Below are 15189 nucleotides of genomic sequence, written 5' to 3'. Positions count from 1 at the left end.
CCGGGATAATGGCCGGCTCCCACCCGCCCAGGTTCGAGACCTCGCGCATGAAGACGTTCCACAACCCCCTGCACGCCGCGCACGCCGGCCGGCAGGAAATGTTCCGCGGGCGCATGGTGCCCAGCTACGAGGTGCCCGAGCGCCTCGAATACGTGCTGGCCGAACTGCGCCGGCGTCCGCTGGGCGAACTGCTCGAGCCCGAGGTCGGCGAGGCCGCGCTGGAGCAGGCCCTGCTGCGCGTGCACACGGGCGCCTACCTGGAATTCCTGCGAGGCGCCTGGCAGGCCTGGGTGGCGCTGGATCCCGACAACGCGCAACGCGACGCGCTGCCGTCGGTGTGGCCGCTGGGCCACCGTCACGCCTTCCGCATGGATGCGCCCACGCACCATTTCGCCGCTCGCCTGGGACAGCACGCCTTCGACGCCGGCACCCCGCTGACCGCGGGAAGCTGGGCCGCGGCGCGCGCGGGCGCGGGCTGCGCGCTGGCCGCGGCGCGCGAAGTGCTGGCGGGCGCGCGCGGAGCCTTCGCCCTGACCCGGCCGCCCGGGCACCACGCCGGGCCCGACTACTTCGGCGGCTACTGCTTCCTGAACAACGCGGCGCTGGCCGCGCAGGCGCTGCGCGACGGCGGCTGCGCGCGCGTGGCCGTGCTGGACGTGGACTACCACCACGGCAACGGCACCCAGACCCTGTTCTACGAGCGCCCCGACGTGCTCACGGTGTCGCTGCACGGCGATCCGGCCACCGAATACCCCTATTTCCTGGGCTTCGCCGACGAGCGCGGAGCCGGCGCGGGGCAGGGCTGCAACCTGAACCTGCCGCTGCCGCGGGGCAGCGGTTTCGAGGCCTGGAGCGAGGCCCTGGAGCGTGCCCTGCGCGAGGTGTGCGACTTCGGTGCCCAGGCCCTGGTGGTGCCCATGGGCCTGGACACCTTCGCCGGCGATCCGATCAGCGGCTTCACGCTGCGCGGCGAACACTACCTGCGGGTCGGCGAGCGCCTGGCGCGGGCCGGCCTGCCCACGCTGTTCACCTTCGAGGGAGGCTACGCGGTGGCCGAGCTGGGGGCCAACGCGGTGAATCTGCTGCAGGGCTTCGAGGCCGGCGCGGCGGGGGGCTCGGCGGGGGGCTGAATCCCGCGTCGGCGCGCCCGGCGCGGCACGGCTGCTGCCGCGCGCGGTGCCTGCACCTCCGTGCACAATAGGGGGTCTGCGCGAACCCCGGCACCGGCCATGAACCCCGTCGTCTCCTCCCTGCTCGCCTTCAGCGCCGCGGCCCTGGTGCTCACCGTCACGCCGGGGGTGGACACCGCCGTGGTGCTGCGCAGCGCGGCCGGCGCGGGGCGCCGCAGCGGTGCGGCGGCCGCGCTGGGCGTGGCCATGGGCTGCCTGGCCTGGGGCCTGCTCGCCGCGGCCGGCCTGGCGGCCCTGCTCGCGGCCTCCGCCCGCGCCTACGACGCGCTGCGCCTGCTGGGCGCCGCCTACCTGGCCTGGCTGGGCCTGCGCCTGCTGCTGCGCCCGGGGCGCTCCTTCGCGCAGGCGGCGCCGCGCGCCGACGCCGTGCACGCGCCCCGCGGCAGCGCGCCGGGGGCGGCGTCGGACGGGCTGCGCGGGCTGCTGACCAACCTGCTCAACCCCAAGGTCGGGGTGTTCTACGTCAGCTTCCTGCCTCAGTTCGTGCCGCACGGCGTGTGGGTGGGCGGCTTCCTGTTCCTGCTGGCCTGCGTGCACGTGGTGCTTTCGCTGGCCTGGTTCGCCGTGCTGATCGCGGCCACCGCGCCGATCGGGCGCTGGCTGTCCAGCCGGCGCGTGGCGCGCGCGCTCGACCGCTGCACCGGGCTGGTGTTCCTGGCCTTCGGCGCGCGCCTGGCCGCCGGCTGATTCCGGGAGAGTCCTGCATGACCCTGCGTTTCGAGGGAAGTTCCGACTACGTGGCGACGGCCGACCTGAAGATCGCCGTCAATGCCGCGATCACGCTGCAGCGTCCGCTGCTGATCAAGGGCGAGCCGGGAACCGGCAAGACCATGCTGGCCGAGGAGGTGGCGCGCGCGCTGGACCTGCCCCTGCTGCAGTGGCACGTCAAGTCCACCACCAAGGCGCAGCAGGGCCTGTACGAGTACGACGCGGTCTCGCGCCTGCGCGACTCGCAGCTCGGCGAGTCCAAGGTGCACGACATCCGCAACTACATCGTCAAGGGCGTGCTGTGGCAGGCCTTCGAGCACGAAGGCCCCTGCGTGGTCCTGATCGACGAGATCGACAAGGCCGACATCGAGTTTCCCAACGACCTGCTGCGCGAACTCGACCGCATGGAGTTCCACTGCTACGAGACCCGCGAGACCGTGCGGGCGCTCCACCGGCCGCTGGTGTTCATCACCTCGAACAACGAGAAGGAACTGCCGGACGCCTTCCTGCGCCGCTGCTTTTTCCACTACATCCAGTTCCCCGACCGCGAGACCATGACGCGCATCGTGGACGTGCATTTCCCCGGGCTGCGCAAGGAACTGCTGACCGAGGCGCTGGAGGTGTTCTTCGGTCTGCGCGAAGTGCAGGGGCTGAAGAAGAAGCCCTCCACCTCGGAGCTGATCGACTGGCTCAAGCTGCTGCTGGCCGAGGACATCGGACCCGAGGCGTTGCGCAGCAGCGACCACAAGGTGGTGGTGCCGCCGCTGCACGGCGCGCTGCTGAAGAACGAGCAGGATGTGCACCTGTTCGAACGCCTGGTTTTCATGGCTCGCCATAACCGCTAGCCTGGCCTAGGGTCTTCGCGCGCGCCTGTCCCGCCATGCTGATCGACTTCTTCCTGCACCTGCGCGACAGCGGCCTGCCGGTGTCCACCCGCGAGTACCTGGGGCTGCTGGAAGCGCTGCGGGCGCGGGTGATCGGGCATTCGATCGACGAGTTCCACGCGTTGTCGCGCGCTGCGCTGGTGAAGGACGAGTCGAACTACGACAAGTTCGACCGCGCCTTCGGGCAGTACTTCCGCGGCCTGCAGAACCTGCCGGGCCTGCAGGCCGACATTCCCGAGGATTGGCTGCGCGCGTCGATGCGCAGGCATCTGTCGCCCGAGGACAAGGCCCGCCTGGAAAAGCTCGGCTGGGATCGGCTGATGGAGGAATTCCGCAAGCGCCTGGAGGAGCAGAAGGGCCGCCACGCGGGCGGCAGCCGCTGGATCGGCACCGGCGGCAGCAGCCCCTTCGGTCACGGCGGCTACCACCCCGAGGGGATCCGCGTGGGCGGCCCCTCGGCGGGCAACCGCAGCGCGGTGAAGGTGTGGGAGCGCCGCGATTACGCCAACCTGGACGACCAGGTCGAGCTGGGCACGCGCAACATCAAGGTCGCGCTGCGCCGGCTGCGGCGTTTCGCGCGCGAGGGCGCGGCCGACGAACTGGACCTGGACGGCACCGTGGCGGGCACCGCGCGCAACGCCGGCTGGCTGGACCTGCGCATGCGCGCGCAGCGCCACAACCGCGTCAAGGTGCTGCTGTTCCTCGACGTGGGCGGCTCCATGGACGAGCACATCCGCATCTGCGAGGAGCTGTTCTCTGCGGCGCGCGGCGAGTTCAAGCACCTGGAGCATTTCTACTTCCACAACTGCATCTACGACCACGTGTGGAAGGACAACCGGCGGCGCCACGCCGAGCGCCTGGACCTGCGCGAGCTGATGCACAAGTACGGCGAGGACTACAAGGTGGTGGTGGTGGGCGACGCCACCATGAGCCCCTACGAGATCGTGCAGCCCGGCGGTGCGCTGGAGTACGCCAACGAGGAGCCCGGCGCGGCCTGGCTGCAGCGCCTGCTGCAGACCTGGCGCCACGCCGTGTGGCTCAACCCGACCCCGCCCAACCTGTGGCAGTACCACCATTCCATCGAGATCATCCGTAGCATCTTCGGCACACGCATGTTCCCGATGACCCTCGACGGACTCTCGCGCGCCATGCGCGAGCTCAACAAGTGACCCTGCCATCCCCCGAAGCGGCGCAAGCCGGCGCGCTGCATCCGCGCGAAGCCCTGTTCGCCGCCGGCGAGTCCGTGCCGGCCCTGGCCGCCTGCGAACACTACGCGGGCAGCCGCCGGCTGCTCGACAAGGCGCTGGCCCTGCAGGCCGGGATGGGTCCGGTGTTCGACCTCAGCGCCGACTGCGAGGACGGCGCCGCCGCCGGCCAGGAGCAGGAGCAGGCGCGCATGGTGGCCGAGCTGGTGAACTCGCCGGCCAACCGCTTCGACCGCGTGGGCGTGCGCATCCACGCCCCCTCGCACCCGAGCTGGCGCGACGACGTGCGGTGCATCGTCGGCGAGGCCGGCGCGCGCCTGGCCTACGTGACCATCCCCAAGGCGGGCAGCGAGCACGAGGTGCTGGAGGTCATCGAGGCGGTGCAGCAGGCCGCGCGCGAGGGCGGGCGCAGGACCGCGCTGCCGGTGCACGTGCTGATCGAGACCCACGGCGCGCTGCGCCGGGTGTGGGAGATCGCCGCGCTGCCGCAGGTGGAGGTGCTGGATTTCGGCATCATGGACTGGGTCAGCGCGCACCGCGGCGCCATCGACGCGCGGGCCATGCACAGTCCGGGGCAGTTCGAGCACCCGCTGGTGGTGCGCGCCAAGGCCGAGATCGCGTCGGCCGCGCTGGCCAACGCCCGCATGGCCTCGCACAACGTATGCACCGAGTTGCGCGATGCGCAGGTGGTGCGCGCCGATGCGCTGCGAGCGCGGCGCGAGTTCGGATTCCAGCGCATGTGGAGCATCCACCCGATGCAGATCGCGCCCATCGTCGAGGCCATGCGCCCGGAGTTCGGCGAGGTCGAACAGGCCGCGCACATCCTGCTGGCGGCGCAGGCACGCCAATGGGGCCCGATCCAGCATGCGGGCCGGCTGCACGACCGCGCCTCCTACCGCTACTACTGGTCGCTGCTGGAGCGCGCACGCGCCACCGGCCAGCACATCCCCGAGCCGGCGCTGAGGGCCTTCTTCGGCTGAGGCTGCTCAATCCCAGCGGGCGGCGGCGCGCGAGGCGATGTCGACCTCCGGCGCGTCGGTCGCGCCGGACAGGGCGTTGCCCACTGCTGCGGTCTGTGCCGCCGGCACGGTCTTCTCGTGCATGCGCGCGCGCACCGAGGCATCGAGGAAGCGGCTGGGCAGCGCGTAGACGTGGGCGTCGCCGTAGCGCGCCTGCTGGGTCACGAAGAAGCGCTGCGGCACGAGGACTTCCAGGTGCTCGCGCGCACGGGTCATCGCCACGTACAGCAGGCGCCGCTCCTCGTCGAGTTGGCGGGTGTCGTCGCAGGCCAGGTCCGAGGGAATGCAGCCGTCGACCGCATTGAGCAGGTACACGGCCTTCCATTCCTGCCCCTTGGACGAATGCATGGTCGACAGGATCAGGTAGTCCTCGTCGCGGTGCGCGGGGCCGGCCAGGTCGCTGCCGAGTTCCGGCGGGTCCAGCGTGAGTTCGGTGAGAAAGCGCTCCGCGTTGCCGTAGGAGCCGGCGATGTGGGCCAGCTGGCGCAAGTCGGCGGCGCGCGCCGGGGCGTCGTCGTGCAGGCGCGGCAGCTGGGCCTCGTACCAGGCGCAGGCCAGCTCGATCGGCGCCGGCCACGGGGCCGGAGCGTGCAGGCGCAGCCACAGCGCGAGCAGGGCGTCCCAGTCCTCGCGCGCGGCCGCGGGTGGGCGGAACTCGCGCAGCGCGCGCACCGGATCGCCGGCCGCCTGCAGCGCGTCGATCAGGCGCCGTGCCTGCGCCGGGCCGATGCCCGGCAGCAGCTGGGCCACGCGGAAGGCGGCCAGGCGGTGGCGCGGGTTGCCGCCCCAGCGCAGCAGGCTGAGCAGGTCCTTCACGTGCGCGGTGTCGATGAAGCGCAGGCCTCCGAACTTCACGAAGGGAATGCCGCGCCGGCTCAGCTCCAGCTCCAGCGCGGCGCTGTGCTGGGAGGCGCGGAACAGCACGGCCTGCTGGCGAAGGCGCATGCCGCGCTCGCGCTGGCGCAGCACCTCGTCGGCCACGTGCGCGGCCTGCGCCGCCTCGTCGGCCACGTGCACCAGTTCGGGCAGCAGGCGGCAGGCGCGGTCGGTCCACAGGCGCTTGGCATAGCCCTCGGCGGCCTGCGCCATCAGCGCGTTGGCCGCGTCCAGGATGGGCTGGGTGCTGCGGTAGTTGCGGGTCAGGCCCAGCACGCGCGCCGGCTGCGGGTACTGGGCCGGGAAGTCGAGGATGTTGCGCACCTCGGCGGCGCGGAAGGAATAGATGGACTGCGCGTCGTCCCCCACGGCGGTGACGCCGCGGCCGTCGGGCTTGAGGGCGCGCACGATGCGCGCCTGCAAGCGGTTGGTGTCCTGGTATTCGTCCACCAGCACGTGGTCGAAACGGCTGCCCACGCTGGCGGCCAGCAGCGGCTCGGCCATGAGCTGCGCCCACCACAGCAGCAGGTCGTCGAAGTCCAGCAGGTGCTGGCGCAGCTTCTCCGCGGTGTAGGACTGGAACAGCAGGCGCAGTTCGGCCTCGTGCGCGGCGCACCAGGGAAATTGCGCACGCAGCACCTCGCCCAGCGCCTCGCCGCTGTTCACGCAGCGTGAGTGGATGGCCAGGCAGGTGGCCTTGAGGGGAAAGCGCGCGCGGCGGTCGCCCAGGCCCAGCGCCTGGCGCTGCAGGCCGAGCAGGTCCTCGGCGTCGCCGCGGTCGAGCACGCTGAAATCGGCGGCCAGCCCGATGCGCGGCGCGTATTCGCGCAACAAGCGCGCGGCCACGGAATGGAAGGTTCCGGCCCAGGGCAGCTGCGGCGGCGCCTGCGCGGGCGGCAGGCCCAGCGCGCGGTGCAGCGCCGTGCCCACGCGGCGCTGCAGTTCCTGCGCGGCGCGGCGCGAGAAGCTCAGCAGCAGCATGCGCTGCGCATCGGCGCCGTCGAGCACGAGGCGCGCCACGCGCGCGGCCAGCGTGGTGGTCTTGCCCGAGCCGGCGCCCGCGATCAGCAGCAGCGCGGGTGCGGCCTCGCCGGCCTTGCCGTGCGCCACGGCCGCGCGCTGCTCCTCGTCGAGGCCGAACAGCTCGGCGCAGCAACGCAGGGAATCGGCGACGGCGGACATGGCGGGAGGCAGGCAGCTGGGGCGGGTGGGGCAGGGTACGCGGTGCCGGGCGGGGTCGCGGGACTGTTCAAGCATACAGCATGCGGGCGGCGCGCCGGGTATTCACGCTATGCTGCGCATGCCCCCGCCGCGAACCCGCACGGAACCCCGCGAAGCCTCCATGAATCCTTCCCCTAGCCCATGTCCCGGCGAGGCCGGGGACCTGCTGGAGTCGATGCGCCGTCGCCGCCAGACCGGGCCGCGTCATCTGGTCGAGCCCGGCCCCGACGAGGCGCAGCGTCGCCAGTTGTTCGAGGCCGCCGCGACCGCGCCGGACCATGGGCAGATCCTGCCCTGGCGCTTCGTGCTCATCGGTGCGCAGGCGCGTGCGCGCCTGGGCGAGGCCTTCGAGCAGGCTCTGCTGGAACGCGACGCCGCCGCCGGCGAGGACGAGCGCTGGCGCGCGCGCGACAAGGCCTCGCGCGCGCCCTTCCTGGCGCTGGCGGTGGTGCGCGAAGGCGGCGACGGGCAGGAGCACATTCGCCCGCACGAGCGCATGGTGAGCCTGGGCTGCGCGTTGCAGAACCTGCTGCTGACGGCCCACGCGCAGGGTTTCGGGGCCGGCCTGGTCAGCGGGCTGGCGATGGACAGCCGCGCGCTGCGGGCCTTGTTCGGGCTGGACGAACACGAACGCGCCGTCTGTTTCGTGGCGGTGGGCACCGCCCCGCGCGAGCGCGAGCCGCGCGACAAGCCCCCGCCCGAACGCTTCGTCGGCGAACTGGCGCCGCGCTGAGCCCGGCCCGGGCTCAGCCGGCCAGGCGGCCGGCGCCGGCGATGCGCGAGATCGGCGCGGTGGCCCGCACGGCCGGCTCGAGCTGCAATTCCACGCAGTTGCGCCCCGCCTGCTTGGCGCGGTACATGGCTTCGTCGGCGCGGGCCAGCGCGTCGTCGATGGCGTCGTCCTCGCATTCCAGCAGCGCCACGCCGACGCTCACGCTCAACTGCAGGCGCAAGCCCTGGCAGCGCACGGCGTGGTCGCACACGGCACGGCGCACCCGCTCGGCGGTCTCGAGCGCCTGCGCGCCGCCCACGCCCGGGAGCAGCGCGGCGAATTCCTCGCCGCCGATGCGTGCCAGCAGGTCCTGCTCGCGCAGCACCGCGGCCATGCGTCCGGCGAGTTGCTGCAGCACGATGTCTCCCACCGCGTGGCCGTGGTTGTCGTTGATGGTCTTGAACAGGTCCACGTCCAGCGCCAGCAGGGCCAGCGGGGCCGGCGCGCATTGGCGCCGGGCATGTTCGGCGCGCGCGAAAAAGCCCCGCCGGTTGTGCAGCGCGGTCAGCGGATCGGTGTGCGCGAGTCGCCGCAGCTCGTGTTCATGGCGCTTGCGATGGGTGATTTCCACCAGGCTGGCCAGCACCGCGCGGTGCCCGTCGTAGCGCAGCTTGCGGGCGGAGACCATGACGTCGAGCACGCGCTGGGAACTGTCGCGCACGCGCATGTCCACCGGGCCGAAGGCCTCGTGGTGGGCCAGCGCCCGGTTGAGCATGTGCCCGGTGTGCGTGTCGGCGTAGAAATCGTGGGCCGACAGCTGGGAGGGATCGGGCAGCAGGCGCCGCGGGTCGAGCAGGTCCAGCGCGGCGCGGTTCAGGTGCAGCAGCTGGCCCCGGCGCTGGCCCGCCAGCACCAGCGGCACCGGGCTGGCCTCGAACAGGTGGCGCAGGTTCTGCTCGGCGCTGACGCGCTCGGCCACTTCCCACTGCAGGCGCCGGCGGTCCAGCCAGGCGGCGCGCTGGTAGCGGTTGTTGTGCGTGGCCAGGCGCCAGCCGACGATGTTCACGAATCCCAGGATCATCAGGAACAGCAGTACCGTGCGCGGGGGCGTGGGGATCACGGTGAGCATCTGCACGGTGGCCAGCGCCACCCAGGCCGGCATCATCCACAGTTGCAGCGGACGCACCATCGGCGCGTAGGTATAGATGATCAGGCAGGCCATGACCGCCGCGATCGCCTGGTAGGACGAGGCCGAGCCGTGCAGCTGCACCACCGCGCGCTGGCCCAGCAGCAGGGCCAGCTGGAACACCGGCATCCACGTGCGCAGCCTGCCGGGGTCGGCGGGCGAGGCGCGGCGCGTGACCCAGGCCAGGCGCAGGCCCACGGCCAGCACCAGCGCGCGCACCGCCATCAGCAGGCCCCAGGAGGCGTCGGGGCCGGCCATCAGGTAATCGGCCAGCGCGCCGGCGCCGAAGATGAGTCCGCCCCACAGCGCCACGCCGTGCGCGCGCGGCGCCAGCTCCTCCCAGGTGCCGCCGACGAAGGCATCCTCGTCGGCGCGCGCGGGGAACAGGCCGTATGCGCCCGGCGCGGGGGCGGGGTTGCCGGGTACGGTGGCGGCGGGGCCGGCCATGCGCGGGGCTTCAGGCCTGGCCGAAGTTGTCGGGCATCAGCACGGCGACCACCTCGCCGCGCGCCGTGGCCACTCCGCCGGCGTAGACGGTGGATTCCACGATCACCTTGCGCCCGCGGATCTCGCGCGCCTTGCCGCGCACCACCAGCGCCTCGCCCAGCGGCGTGGGGCGCAGGTAGTCCACGTGCAGCGAGCCGGTGACGAAGCGCGGCGGCGTCCTGGCGCCGGGGCCGAGCAGCGGCTGCTGGCTGGCCTCGGCCATCGCCGCGGCGGCGGTCGCGGTGGAATGACAGTCGATCAACGAGGCGATCACGCCGCCGTAGACAAAACCCGGCACCGCGATGTGGCTGGCGTCGGGCACGAACTCCGACACCGTCTGCTCGCCGTCCTGGAAGGTGCGGATGTGGTGGCCGTGCTCGTTGAGCCGTCCGCAGCCGTAGCAATGCGCCAGGTGCTCGGGGTAGAGGTCCTGGATCGCTGGGGTGGAAGGGTCGTCGGGCATGGAGCGCTCGGGCGGAAAGGGGGTGCAGGGATGCACTCCCGCAAGTGTATGCAGTGAAATGCCGCGCCGGCAATCGCGCCGCCCCCGGCGCGGGCCCGGGTGTTGCGCGGGCCCGGCCCGGCATGCGGGAGCACTCAGGCCGGCGCCCGGCCCGGCTCCCCGACCAGCGCGCGGCGGTCGATGCGCGATACCCCGTCCAGGCCGCAGAAGGCCATGGTCAGGTCGAGTTCGTTGCGGATCAGCTCCAGGCAGCGCGTCACGCCCGCCTCGCCCATGGCGCCCAGGCCGTAGAGGAAGGCGCGCCCGATCAGCGTGCCCCGCGCGCCCAACGCCAGCGCCTTGAATACGTCCTGGCCGCTGCGGATGCCGCCGTCCAGCCACACTTCCAGGCGCGGGCCGACCGCGTCCACGATGGCCGGCAGCGCAGCGATGGAGCTGGGCGCCCCGTCGAGCTGGCGCCCGCCGTGGTTGGACACGATCAGCGCGTCGGCGCCGCTGTCGGCGGCCAGGCGCGCGTCCTCGGCGTCGAGCACGCCCTTGACGATGAGCTTGCCCCCCCATTGGCGCTTGATCCATTCCACGTCCTTCCAGCTCAGGCTGGGATCGAACTGCTGGCTGGTCCACGACGACAGGGAACTGAGGTCGGTCACCCCGGTGGCATGCCCGACGATGTTGCCGAAGCTGCGCCGCGGCGTGCGCGCCATGCCCAGCACCCAGCGCGGCTTGGTGGCCAGGTTCAGCAGGTTGCGCACGGTGGGCTTGGGCGGCGCCGACAGGCCGTTCTTGAGGTCCTTGTGGCGCTGGCCCAGGATCTGCAGGTCCAGCGTGAGCATCAGCGCCGAGCAGCGGGCCGCCTTGGCGCGTTCGATCAGGCGTTCGATGAAGCCGCGGTCGCGCATCACGTACAGTTGGAACCAGAAGGGTGCGCGGGTATGCGCGGCGATGTCCTCGATGGAACAGATGCTCATGGTCGACAGCGTGAACGGCACGCCGAAGGCTTCGGCCGCACGCGCGGCGAGGATCTCGCCGTCGGCATGTTGCATGCCCGTCAGGCCGGTGGGCGCCAGCGCCACCGGCATCGCCACCTCCTCGCCCAGCATGCGCGAGCGCACGCTGCGCCGCTCGATGTCCACGGCCACGCGCTGGCGCAGCAGGATGCGCTGGAAGTCCTGTTCATTGGCGCGGTAGGTGCTTTCCGTCCACGAGCCCGAATCGGCGTAGTCGTAGAACATGCGCGGCACGCGCTTGCGCGCCAGCAGGCGCAGGTCTTCGACGCAGGTGATGACGCTCATCCGTGGCTCCGTGGAGCCCGGCGCTCGGGCCGGGCATGCTTGCGCGGGTCGTTTACGCCTCGCTACGGTGGACTGTAGCAGCGAGCCGGACGCCCGCAACGCGGAGTCGCCGCATGCGCCTGCCGCCGGGCGCGGATGTGCCGATTCGTGTCGCAGTGCAACATCGATTCTCCTTTTGCGATGTACGGTTACAACCCGCGCCGCGCCTTGGTCCTACAGTGAACCATCGTCGGCGCGCCGAGCGCCCAGGCATTCAAGGAGTCGGACATCATGAGTTCGTATCGCACGCTGCGCCTGCATTCGCTGCCCGCCCACGCCCACGTCGGCGAGCCCGACAGCCCGCGGCCCGAAGGCATCACGCTGGACCAGCCGGCGCCCTACGCCATGACCGATCTGCGCCGCGTGGCCGCAGTGGCCATTCATCCCGACGCCACGCTGGAGGCCGCGCAGCAGCGCATGGTGCATGCGCGGGTGCGCATGCTGCTGGTCACCGACGCGGGCGGCGAACTGCTGGGCCTGATCACCGCGCGCGACCTGATGGGCGAGACGCCGATCCGCGTGGCGGTGGAGGACGGCGTGGCGCGCGACCATCTGGCGGTGCGCCGGGTGATGGTGCCGCGCGAGCGCATCCAGGTGCTGGACTGGAGCGATGTGCAGCACGCCAACGTCGGGGACGTGGTCAACACCCTGCGCGAAAGCGGCCGTCAGCACGCGCTGGTGGTGCAGCAGGGCAAGCCGCCGCGGGTCTGCGGCATTTTCTCGGCCACGCACATCGGCCGCCTGCTGGGCGTGCACATCGAGGCCAGCGACAAGCCCCAGAGCTTCGCCGAGGTCGAGCACCTGCTGGCGGCGACCTGAGTCCGCGGCGGCCCGAGTCCGCGACTCAGGCCTCGCCGGGTTCGGGCCAGGGGTACAGGCCGCGCACGCGCGCCATCAGCCGGGTCAGGCCCAGCACCGCGTCGATGGTCGGCGTGGGCAGATCCATGCGGCGCCCGAGTTCCTGCACGGCCCCGACGATGGCGTCGAGCTCCAGCGCGCGCGAGGCTTCGAGGTCCTGCAGCATCGAGGTCTTGAAGGCGCCCAGGCGCATGGTGATCTTGTTGCGTTCCTCGGGCGTCTGCTCGATCGGGCAGCCCAGGCGCTCGCCCAGCGCGCGCGCCTCGCGCATGGCGCTGTTGCAGAAGGCCAGCACCAGCGGGTCGCCGAGCATCTGCTCGATGGTCGCGCCGGTCAGCGCCGACACCGGGTTCATGGTCAGGTTGCCCCACAGCTTGTACCAGATGTCGCGGCGCACGTCGTCGGAGTGCACGGTCTCGAAACCCGCCTGGTGCAGCAGCGCGCACACCTGCTCGGCGCGCTGGCTGTGGCCGCCGCCCGGCTCGCCGATGATCAGGCGCGCGGGGCCCCGGTGCAAGGACAGCCCGGGCTCGGGCACCGAGGTCGTCGCGTGCACCACGCAGCCCAGCACGCGGCGCAGCTCGATGGCGGCGGCGATGCGCCCGCCCGGGTCGACGCTGCGCAGCGGCGCGGGGTCCAGCCCCGGCCGCGCGGCGCAGAACCACCAGGGCACACCGTTCATGGCCGGCATGACGATGGTGTGCTCGCCCATCAGCGGCGCCAGCCCCTGGGCCACTTCGCGCAGCGCGGGCCCCTTCACGGTCAGGATCACCAGATCCTGTTCGCCGAGTTCCTCGGCGCGTTCGGCCACGCGGGCCGGCGCCTGCAGGAACTGCCCGGCGGTGTCGGCGCGCCAGCCGTGTTCGCGCAGCGCGCGCAGCGTCGCGCCGCGCGCCAGCACCGCCGGCTGGCAGCCGGCGAGGGCGGCCAGCCGCGCGCCGATCAATCCGCCGATCGCGCCGGCGCCGATGATGCAGATCCTCATGCAGGCCCTCCTGTCCGGTCCCGGTACGCACCGGGCTCGAAGGCATCCTAGGGCATGCGCGGCGGGCCCGCCGCGGCGCCTGCGCGCGGCGCCCTCCGGTATTTCAACAGCCTGCTACGCTTGCCGGCTGCTCCGAACCGTTTTCCGCCGCGCCTTCGCCGCCGCCTCCCCGATGCACGACGCCCTGCTGCTGTTTCCCGACTTCGCGCTGATCGCGCTGGGCTACGCGCTGATGCACCTGACTCCGCTGGGGCGCGACGTGTGGGGCGGGGTCGAGCGCCTGGTGTATTACGTGCTGTTCCCGGCGCTGCTGTTTTCCACCAGCGTGGGTGCCACCTACACCCTGGCCTCCGCCTCGGCGCTGGTGCTGGCCGGAGTCGGCGCGCTGCTCGCGGGCATCGCGCTGGCCTGGGGCGCGCACTGGCTGGGCGCGGATCCGGTGCGCACCGCCAGCGGCATGCAGTGCGCCTTCCGCTTCAATTCCTACATCGTGCTGGCGGTGGCCGCAAGCATCGGCGGCGCTGCGATGGTATCGATGGTCGGGGTGCTGATCGCCATCGGCGTGCCGCTGTGCAATGCCGCGGCGGTGTGGGCGCTGTCGCGCCACGGCGGGCGCAGCCTGTGGCGCGAGCTGCTGCGCAATCCCCTGCTGGTATCCACCGCGACCGGCCTGGTGGTGCATGCGCTGGGCCTGCGCCTGCCGCATCTGGTGCAACCGGTGTTCGACCGCCTGGGCGGCGCCTCCATCGCGCTGGGGCTGCTGACCGTGGGCGCGGGCCTGCGCCTGCAGGGCCTGCACCGCGACTGGGCCTTGTCGGGCTGGTTCCTGGCCATCCGCCACCTGCTGGTGCCGCTGAGCGCCTGGGGCCTGGCGCGGGCGCTCGGGCTGGACTCCAGCCACGTGCTGGCGCTGCTGGTGTTCACCGCGGTGCCCACCGCATCCAGCGCCTACGTGCTGGCCATGCGCATGGGCGGCGACGGGCCCTACGTGGCCGGCCTGGTGTCCTTGTCCACCTTGCTGGGCGCGCTTTCGCTGCCGCTGTTCCTCACGCTGGCTTCGCGCTGATGCGTGCCGCCTCGGCCAGCTTGACCAGCGCGTACACGCTCTGGTTGGCCGGCGTGGCGATGCCGAGTTCGGCGCCGCGGCGCACGATCAACCCGTTGAGATCGTCGATCTCCGTGGCCTTGCCGCGCGCCAGGTCCTGCGCGGTCGACGACAACTGGCCCGGCATGCTGCGCGCGATCTGCTCGACCGAGGCGCGCGCGGCCTGCTCGTCCAGCGCACGCCCGCTGGCGTGCGCCACCGCCAGCACCTCGCGCACCAGGTTTTCCTGCAACTCGCGGATCGGCGCCTGCGCCGCCATCGCCCCGTAGGGCTGCTGGGTCAGCGCGGAGATCGCGTTGTAGGCGCAGTTGACCAGCAGCTTGGCCCACAGTTCGTCCATCACCGCGTCCGAGACCTGCACCGGCACGCCGGCGCCGCCGAACAGGGCCGCGATGTCCTGCAGGCGCGCGCGCAGCGCGGCATCCGCCGCGTCGCGCGGCGTGGCCGGGCCGATCACCAGTTCGCCACGCCCGAAATGCCGGACCTCGCCGGGGGCCGGCATCGCCGTGGCCACGTAGACCGCGGTGGGCACCACCGGCTGGCGCACGTGGCGGGCGATCGTCGCCGGGTTCTCCACGCCGTTCTGCAGGCTCATCACCACGGCCCCGGGCTCGAGCAGCGCAGCCATGCGCCGCGCCAGGTCCTCGGTGTCGCGGGACTTCACGCACAGCAGCACCAGATCGGCGCCGCGCACCGCCTCCAGCGAGGTGGTCGCCGGCAGGCGCACGGTGAAATCCCCATCGGCCTTATGGACTTTCAGGCCGGAGGCCTCGATGGCCGCGACGTGCTCGGGGCGCGCCACCAGCGTGACCAGGTGGCCGGCGCGCGCCAGCACGGCGCCGAAATAGCTGCCGACCGATCCGGCGCCGACAACGGTGATGCGTGGGGTGGTGGAGGTCATGGAACGGGCATCGACGGGTAGCATGCGGCCTGCAATCTAGCCCATTGCGCCGAAAGCTG

General features: G+C 72.3%; 14 protein-coding genes. 8 read left to right on the top strand and 6 right to left on the bottom strand.

Features of this window, described 5'->3' with window-relative positions; all coding sequences use genetic code 11:
• Nucleotides 1-47 precede the first annotated feature (47 nt).
• The 5 genes from D466_RS0102065 to D466_RS0102045 all read left to right on the top strand — a co-directional run bounded on the left by D466_RS0102065 (nt 48) and on the right by D466_RS0102045 (nt 4967).
• Nucleotides 48-1130 (top strand): histone deacetylase family protein, encoded by a 1083-nt coding sequence (locus D466_RS0102065; RefSeq protein ID WP_026284788.1) that lies wholly within the window; start codon nt 48-50, stop codon nt 1128-1130.
• Between the two features lie 99 nt (nt 1131-1229).
• On the top strand, nt 1230-1877 hold the full coding sequence (locus D466_RS0102060) for a LysE family translocator (protein ID WP_018912032.1): 648 nt from the start codon (nt 1230-1232) through the stop codon (nt 1875-1877).
• Between the two features lie 17 nt (nt 1878-1894).
• Nucleotides 1895-2743 (top strand): MoxR family ATPase, encoded by an 849-nt coding sequence (locus D466_RS0102055; RefSeq protein WP_018912031.1) that lies wholly within the window; start codon nt 1895-1897, stop codon nt 2741-2743.
• 35 nt (nt 2744-2778) lie between these two features.
• On the top strand, nt 2779-3951 hold the full coding sequence (locus D466_RS0102050) for a VWA domain-containing protein (RefSeq protein WP_018912030.1): 1173 nt from the start codon (nt 2779-2781) through the stop codon (nt 3949-3951).
• Nucleotides 3948-4967 (top strand): CoA ester lyase, encoded by a 1020-nt coding sequence (locus tag D466_RS0102045; RefSeq protein WP_018912029.1) that lies wholly within the window; start codon nt 3948-3950, stop codon nt 4965-4967. The genes D466_RS0102050 and D466_RS0102045 overlap by 4 nt, the downstream gene beginning before the upstream one ends.
• A gap of 6 nt (nt 4968-4973) precedes the next feature.
• Here D466_RS0102045 and D466_RS20270 read toward each other — a convergent pair whose 3' ends face one another.
• Nucleotides 4974-7064: an ATP-dependent helicase gene (locus D466_RS20270; RefSeq protein ID WP_018912028.1), complete on the bottom strand. Its 2091-nt coding sequence runs from the start codon at nt 7062-7064 to the stop codon at nt 4974-4976.
• Nucleotides 7065-7224: 160 nt separating this feature from the next.
• Between D466_RS20270 and D466_RS0102035 the strand changes: the two genes are divergently transcribed.
• Nucleotides 7225-7836 (top strand): nitroreductase, encoded by a 612-nt coding sequence (locus D466_RS0102035; RefSeq protein WP_026284786.1) that lies wholly within the window; start codon nt 7225-7227, stop codon nt 7834-7836.
• A 13-nt stretch (nt 7837-7849) separates the two neighbouring features.
• On the opposite strand, the gene D466_RS20265 is transcribed toward D466_RS0102035, so the two are convergent.
• From D466_RS20265 to D466_RS0102020, 3 genes are all read right to left on the bottom strand, one after another.
• Nucleotides 7850-9448, bottom strand: a complete 1599-nt coding sequence (locus tag D466_RS20265) for a GGDEF domain-containing protein (RefSeq protein WP_018912026.1) — start codon at nt 9446-9448, stop codon at nt 7850-7852.
• A gap of 10 nt (nt 9449-9458) precedes the next feature.
• Nucleotides 9459-9950: a PaaI family thioesterase gene (locus tag D466_RS0102025; protein WP_018912025.1), complete on the bottom strand. Its 492-nt coding sequence runs from the start codon at nt 9948-9950 to the stop codon at nt 9459-9461.
• A 134-nt stretch (nt 9951-10084) separates the two neighbouring features.
• Nucleotides 10085-11242, bottom strand: coding sequence for an alpha-hydroxy acid oxidase (locus D466_RS0102020; protein WP_018912024.1), 1158 nt, complete (start codon nt 11240-11242; stop codon nt 10085-10087).
• A 270-nt stretch (nt 11243-11512) separates the two neighbouring features.
• Here D466_RS0102020 and D466_RS0102015 point away from each other — a divergent pair, with 270 nt between their 5' ends.
• Complete coding sequence (locus D466_RS0102015) at nt 11513-12100, top strand: CBS domain-containing protein (RefSeq protein WP_018912023.1); 588 nt, start codon at nt 11513-11515, stop codon at nt 12098-12100.
• 25 nt (nt 12101-12125) lie between these two features.
• On the opposite strand, the gene D466_RS0102010 is transcribed toward D466_RS0102015, so the two are convergent.
• Nucleotides 12126-13124 carry a 2-dehydropantoate 2-reductase gene (locus D466_RS0102010; RefSeq protein ID WP_018912022.1) on the bottom strand — a complete coding sequence of 333 codons (999 nt, stop codon included), beginning with the start codon at nt 13122-13124 and terminating at the stop codon, nt 12126-12128.
• Nucleotides 13125-13296: 172 nt separating this feature from the next.
• Between D466_RS0102010 and D466_RS0102005 the strand changes: the two genes are divergently transcribed.
• Nucleotides 13297-14190 (top strand): AEC family transporter, encoded by an 894-nt coding sequence (locus D466_RS0102005; RefSeq protein WP_018912021.1) that lies wholly within the window; start codon nt 13297-13299, stop codon nt 14188-14190.
• Here D466_RS0102005 and D466_RS0102000 read toward each other — a convergent pair.
• Nucleotides 14171-15130, bottom strand: a complete 960-nt coding sequence (locus tag D466_RS0102000; protein ID WP_018912020.1) for a ketopantoate reductase family protein — start codon at nt 15128-15130, stop codon at nt 14171-14173. The genes D466_RS0102005 and D466_RS0102000 overlap by 20 nt on opposite strands.
• Nucleotides 15131-15189 lie beyond the last annotated feature (59 nt).

Origin of the sequence: Thiomonas sp. FB-6, assembly GCF_000377645.1 — a bacterium.
Taxonomy (GTDB): Bacteria; Pseudomonadota; Gammaproteobacteria; order Burkholderiales; family Burkholderiaceae_C; genus Thiomonas_A.
The sequence above is the reverse complement of the archived record's forward strand: the minus strand, read 5'-3'. Positions and strand labels throughout refer to the sequence as shown.